Below are 5528 nucleotides of genomic sequence, written 5' to 3'. Positions count from 1 at the left end.
CCCGGGCCGCCGCCGCCCGGCGTCCGGGAACCGCCGCCGGGGGAGCGGCCGTTGTCCCCGCCGCCGGTCCGGTCCCCGGTGCGCGGGCCGCCTCCGGCGGCGCGCTCCGGATCCGCCGGGCGCGCGGCGGGCCGCTTCGCGTTGCCCGCGCCGGGAGACGCGGGCAGCACGCCGTCGCCGTCACGGACCGGGTGCGCGCCCTTCCGGTAGTAGGCGTACCAGGACAGCACCGTGCGCAGATACTGCCGCGACTGGTTGTAGCTCAGCACCGCCCGGTGCAGGTGGGGCCCGCGGCTCAGATCGCGGTCCCCGGCGCACAGGTAGCGCCCCGCGGCCAGCGCCGCGTCGTGGATGTTGTTCGGGTCGGCCCGTCCGTCCCCGTTGCCGTCGGCGCCCCAGCGGGCCCAGGTGGAGGGGATGAACTGCATCGGCCCCACGGCCCGGTCGTAGCGGGTGTCGCCGTCCCACACGCCGCGGTCGGTGTCGCTGATGTGGGCGAACGCGCCGCCGTTCAGCACCGGTCCCAGAATGGGCCGCCGGGTGGTGCCGTCGGCGTCCACCGCGCCGCCGCGCGCCTGCCCCGACTCCACCTTGCCGATCGCGGCGAGCAGTTCCCAGCGAAGCCGGCAGCCCGGGTCCGTACCGGCCAGCGAGCGGGCGGCCCTCCGGTAGGCGGCCAGCACCGACACCGGGATGCCGGCCTGGTCCCCGGCCCGGCCCGCGGCGGGGCCGTCGGACGCGCCGCCGGCGGACGAGCCGCCGCGCTCCCCGTTCCGGGCCCGCAGCGGCGGCAGTTCGGTGTGGTACGAGCCGTCGCCGGGGCGCACGCCCCACTCGGCGGGGTAGTCCCGTCGCTCGTGTCCCGCGGGGCCGCTGCCGTGGCCCGGGGCCGGCCCGAGCCCCGGCGCCTGCGAAGCGGTGAGCGCGGCCAGCGCCACCGCGGACAGCGCGGTGCCCCGCAGGGCGTGTCCCAGGCGGGGCACTGCGGACAGTGAGCCGCTCGTGAACGGAGCCCGGAGCCCCTGACGGAGCGCACGGATGCGCCCCGCAGGGGCGCGGGGAACTGCGCGACCAGCCATGGGGGTACCTCCCTGCTCGAGCGAAGCCGAGAGCTTGGGGGAGGCAGCCGCAGCCCGCCGGGCACGGGCAGGGGCAGCCCCGGCCCGGCGGCCACGTCGGAGGGCAACCGTGATCCGCGGTAACAACCCCGCTGATGTGTGCCTGCCTCGGTAGCGCGCCATGGGAATTCCGTCCTCTCGCGGGGGGTCACTCCTGGCCCGTAGGCCGCACGGAGCGGCGGGGAATGGTGACGCTACGCACGGGTAATTCCGGCGGGCAATGGCCGTTCACCACATCCGCGCGCCGGGCGGGGGCAGCGCCGTTCGCCTTGTCATTCCGGCACCAAAATCCCGGCGCTTTTCATCGGGAGCGGAGCAGCGACGGGCGGGAGGCCGGGAGCGTCTGCGCGGCCGGATACGGCGGCGCCTGCGCACGGCGTTTCCCGGACGCGTTCTCATCACCGCGCGAGCAGTACGCGGCCGGGATTCATCCGGTGCTGAGCAATTCCGGACGCGGAGGTTGACAGTGGCCGTGGCGCGGACCGAAGCATGACCGGGATCGCGCTGCGTTCCATGAGAGTTACTTGTCGTAAGTACTGCGCTGTGGCCCGACTTGGTCTACGTTGCATAACCTCAGTGGTTCCTTCGGGTGTGTGTGGGCACACCGAGCCCCGGGTTCCCCCGCACACCGAGGTGCCGGACGGCGCGGCCGAGGCCGTGCGGTCCGGACGCCCCCACGCCGTCACGGGTTCCGCCGGTTGACCGCCGTCGGGAGAGGGGAAGTGGTGATGACGACCGCATTGCGAGCACCGGATATGAGTCATCCGCTGGGTCAGATGCCCCCCGAGTTCGCCACCATCATGCGCCCGGAACTGCCCAGCCTGATAAACGAGGTCACGGTCGAGATCCGGCGCACCGTCCCGGAGTACGCCGAAGTCCTGACGGGCCCCTACGCGCGCGCCGTCCGGCATATCGTTGCCCAGAACCTCACCACGTTCGTGGACAAGGTGGAGGCGCCCGGCGCCTCCACCGTCCAGCGCGACAAGATCTGCCGAAGATTCGGCAGATTCGAGGCGTACGAGGGCCGCAGCCTGGACACCATGCAGACCACGTTCCGGGTCGGTGCCCGGCTGGCGCTGCGCCGGGCGAAAAAGGTGGGGCGGCGCTACAACATCTCCTCCGCGCTGATGCTGGCCTTCGCCGACGCGCTGTTCGCCTATGTGGACGAGCTGGTGGAGCTGGCCCGCGAGGGCTATCTGGAGGCCCGCTCGGAGCTGGAGCGCAGCCAGGAGAGCCAGCGCCGCCGGCTGCTCCAGCACATCCTCTCCGGCACAGGGCTGCGGGACGGCAACCTGGCCGAGGCGGCCGAACGGGCGGGCTGGGAACTGCCCGAGGAGGTCACCCTGCTGGCGCTGAGCGGGGACGCGCCGCCGGTCCGCGCGGCGCTGAGCGCCGACGCGCTGGTCGACATGGAGGACCCGCGCCCGCACGCGCTCCTGCCGGGCGGCCTGGATGAGGCGCGGCGCGCGGAGCTGGCCGAAGCGCCCACCCACATCCGGGCCGTGGTCGGCCTGACGGTGCCGCTGGAGCAGGCCGCCGAGTCGCTCCGGTGGGCGCAGCGCGGGCTGAGCCTGGTAGAGCACGGGGTGATCCCGGCCGGCCCCGTCACCTACTGCGAGGACCATCTGGTGACGCTGTGGCTGTTCGCCGACACCGCTCTGCTGGACGCCCTGGCCCGGCAGCGGCTGGCCCCGCTGGCCGATCTGACGCCCACGCAGCGCGAACGGCTGGTGGACACCCTGCGGGCGTGGCTGGACACCCGGGGCAACGCCGTGCAGATGGCCGAGCGACTGCATCTGCACCCGCAGACCGTCCGCTACCGGTTACGCAACCTCGACCGCGCGTTCGGCGAGCAACTGGCGGCGCCCGAGCCCCGGTTCGCGCTGGAACTGGCCCTCCGCGCCCTGCGGATGCGCGGCTCCTGACGCCCGGTGCCCCGCATCGGGGATCCGGGCAGGGGCTGCCCTTGCGCCCGTCGCGGGCCGCGAGTGTTCGCCGGCTGGCCGCGCAGTTCCCCGCGCCCCTGAGGGGAGCCGCCATCGGCGCTCTCACCTCCTGCGCAGGAGCACCGGACGGAGCCTGCTGTACCCGCGTACGGACACCGCCCGCAGCGTCCGCGTCGCATACGCCGGGTCGCCCGCCAGGCATCCGGCGAGCCGCTGGTCGGCCAGTACGGTCCCGGCACGGGCGAGCGAGGTCAGCCGCGCGGCGGTGTTGACGACCGGCCCGTAGACGTCCCCGAACCGGCTCAGCACAGGGCCGAACGCCAGGCCGGTGCGCAGCCGCAGCCCCGGGGCCGCCGCGTCCCCGCGCGCCGCACCGGCCAGGGTCAGCGCGATCTCGGCGGCGTCGGCGGCCGACTCCGCGGTGAACAGCACCTCGTCGCCGATGGTCTTCACGATCCGGCCGCCGTGGTCCGCCACGGTGTCCCCCGCGGTGCCCTCGAACCGGTCGAGCACCCGGCTCAGCCCGGTGCCGTCGAGACCGCGGGACAGCCGGGTGTAGCCGACGATGTCGGAGAAGCCGACGGCCTGGACCCGGGCGGCCGGCTCCTCCTCGCCGGCGGCCAGCGCCCGCCCGGCGCAGGCCGCCAGATGGCGGCGCCACACGTGGTTCTGCAGCCGCTCGAAGTGCGGGAGCAACTGCTCCACCAGCTCGGTGAAGTCCTCGCCGGCCGGGTCCAGACCGGGCTGCCGCGACAGCCAGTCCCACAGCGTGTCCACCTGCCACTCGGCGAGCCGGGACAGATGGTGCCCCAGCGCACGGGCCATCAGCGTCTCGCTCTCCGCGCTGATCACACCCGACTCGACGAAGAACTCACCGGCCCGCAGCGCCTGGAGGTCCCCCTCGGTGAAGACCGCCTCCTCCTCCCCGGCCAGCGGGAAGCCGAGGGCACGCCAGATCTGGTTGGTGCGCTCGGCGGGGATGCCGGACTTCTCGACGATCGCCGCACGGGTGTAGGCGCGGCCGCCGCCGAGCAGTACGTTCTCGATACGCTCCCGCGCGTCCCCGTCCCCGGTCTCGTTGCCGTCCGTACGGCGTGGCATGCCGGCTCCCGCGTCTCAGGTGGTGTGCACGATCAGTACGTCCACCCGCGACCTCCGGGAGACATCGGCGGGCACCGAGCCGAGCAGCCGGCCCGCCAGGGAGCGCAGCCCCCGGTTGCCGACGACCAGGAGGTCGGCGCCGTACCGCCGGGCGGCGTCCACCAGGGTCTCGACCGGCTCCCCGCGGACGGCATCGAGGACGATGCCCCGCGCCCCCGCCGCCGCGGCCCGGTCCCGCGCGGTCTGCAGGGTGTCCCGGGCCGGGGCCGAGCCGACCACCTGATACGCCTCCTCGCCCAGCACTTCCCGGGCCCGGCTCACCTCGCGCTTGCGCATCGGCGCGTACGCGCAGCAGATCACCAGCCGGGCCCCGCAGGCGGCGGAGAGCCGCCCGGCGGAGGCCACCGCGGCCAGCGACGACTCCGATCCGTCGGTCCCCACCACGATGGCCTCATACGCGGTCATGCGCCCGAGGCTAGTGACGGCGCGTCCGGCCGGACAATGGCGATGTGCCGCACCGCACACCCCGATCCGCCGCACCCCCGCTCCGTTGTCGCGGCACGCGGAATTCCGTACGGACTTTCATCAGCACGGTGCAGAACGGCGCCCGTCAGGAAGCGGCTCAGCTCCGGCTGCCGTCCGAACGGCCGAACAACTCGATCTCGGCGATGGCCACCTGCTTGTCCGCGGACGCGGCATGCGCCGACTCGATCGTGAAGCGGACCCGGGTGATCTCGCCGACGCGCAACGACCGCCGCTGGGCGCCCGCGCCCGGATCCAGGGTGAGTTCGCGTGTCGCGGTGCTGCCGTCCTTCTTGGTGACCGTCGCCTTGACGCGGTGCGGCAGCGCCGACTCGCTGAGCTGGTCGGCGCGGGTCGACGTGCCCGGCGTGATGAGGACGTCGAGCAGCCGCACCGGCCGGGAGAACCGCGCCTCGATCCACTCGCCCTGGCCCGACTGCGACACTCCCGGGCCCCACCAGGTGTTGTTGAGCTTGTCGAAGGCCAGCTTCGGCGGATGGCCGGAGTAGGAGCGGGAGGCCCGGATCGCGTCCGGCTCGGCCGGGGAGCGCTTGGCGAAGTGGTCCCGCGTGGCCTGGTAGGCGGGGGGGATGTAGATGATGCCGAGGATGAGCAGGGTCACGGCGAGCGCCGCGGCGATCCAGGTGCCGACGCTGTCGAACGCGCGGCGCAGCCGGGGCCGTTCGCCGGCCCAGGGGGTCTCGTGCCGTCCCGGGCCCAGCAGGCGGCGCCACCACGGGAGGGGGCCGGGGGTGCGGATCTCGCTCTCGGCGAGCGGCATCGCACAGCGCCAGCAGAAGTGCCGGTCGGGGTGGTTCGGGGTGGCGCACCAGGGGCACGG

Annotated in this window: 5 protein-coding genes; 1 reads left to right on the top strand and 4 read right to left on the bottom strand. The window is 74.2% G+C overall.

What is annotated here, in order from left to right; genetic code table 11:
• Nucleotides 1-983 (bottom strand): lytic transglycosylase domain-containing protein (locus tag G5C65_RS30205; RefSeq protein ID WP_420903375.1); only part of this gene is annotated, 983 nt, incomplete at its 3' end.
• 863 nt (nucleotides 984-1846) lie between these two features.
• On the opposite strand from G5C65_RS30205, the gene G5C65_RS30200 reads away from it, so the two are divergent.
• Nucleotides 1847-3043, top strand: coding sequence for a PucR family transcriptional regulator (locus G5C65_RS30200; RefSeq protein WP_165302231.1), 1197 nt, complete (start codon nucleotides 1847-1849; stop codon nucleotides 3041-3043).
• Nucleotides 3044-3166: 123 nt separating this feature from the next.
• On the opposite strand, the gene G5C65_RS30195 is transcribed toward G5C65_RS30200, so the two are convergent.
• The 3 genes from G5C65_RS30195 to G5C65_RS30185 all read right to left on the bottom strand — a co-directional run.
• A complete protein-coding gene (locus G5C65_RS30195; protein ID WP_165302230.1) occupies nucleotides 3167-4165 on the bottom strand; it encodes an adenylate/guanylate cyclase domain-containing protein in 999 nt (332 codons plus the stop codon).
• A gap of 15 nt (nucleotides 4166-4180) precedes the next feature.
• Nucleotides 4181-4630, bottom strand: coding sequence for a universal stress protein (locus G5C65_RS30190; RefSeq protein WP_165302229.1), 450 nt, complete (start codon nucleotides 4628-4630; stop codon nucleotides 4181-4183).
• Between the two features lie 157 nt (nucleotides 4631-4787).
• On the bottom strand, nucleotides 4788-5528 hold a 741-nt coding region (locus tag G5C65_RS30185; RefSeq protein WP_420903374.1), incomplete at its 5' end, for an NADase-type glycan-binding domain-containing protein.

Source organism: Streptomyces boncukensis (assembly GCF_011045075.1).
Classification (GTDB): Bacteria; Actinomycetota; Actinomycetes; order Streptomycetales; family Streptomycetaceae; genus Streptomyces; species Streptomyces boncukensis.
The sequence above is the reverse complement of the archived record's forward strand: the minus strand, read 5'-3'. Positions and strand labels throughout refer to the sequence as shown.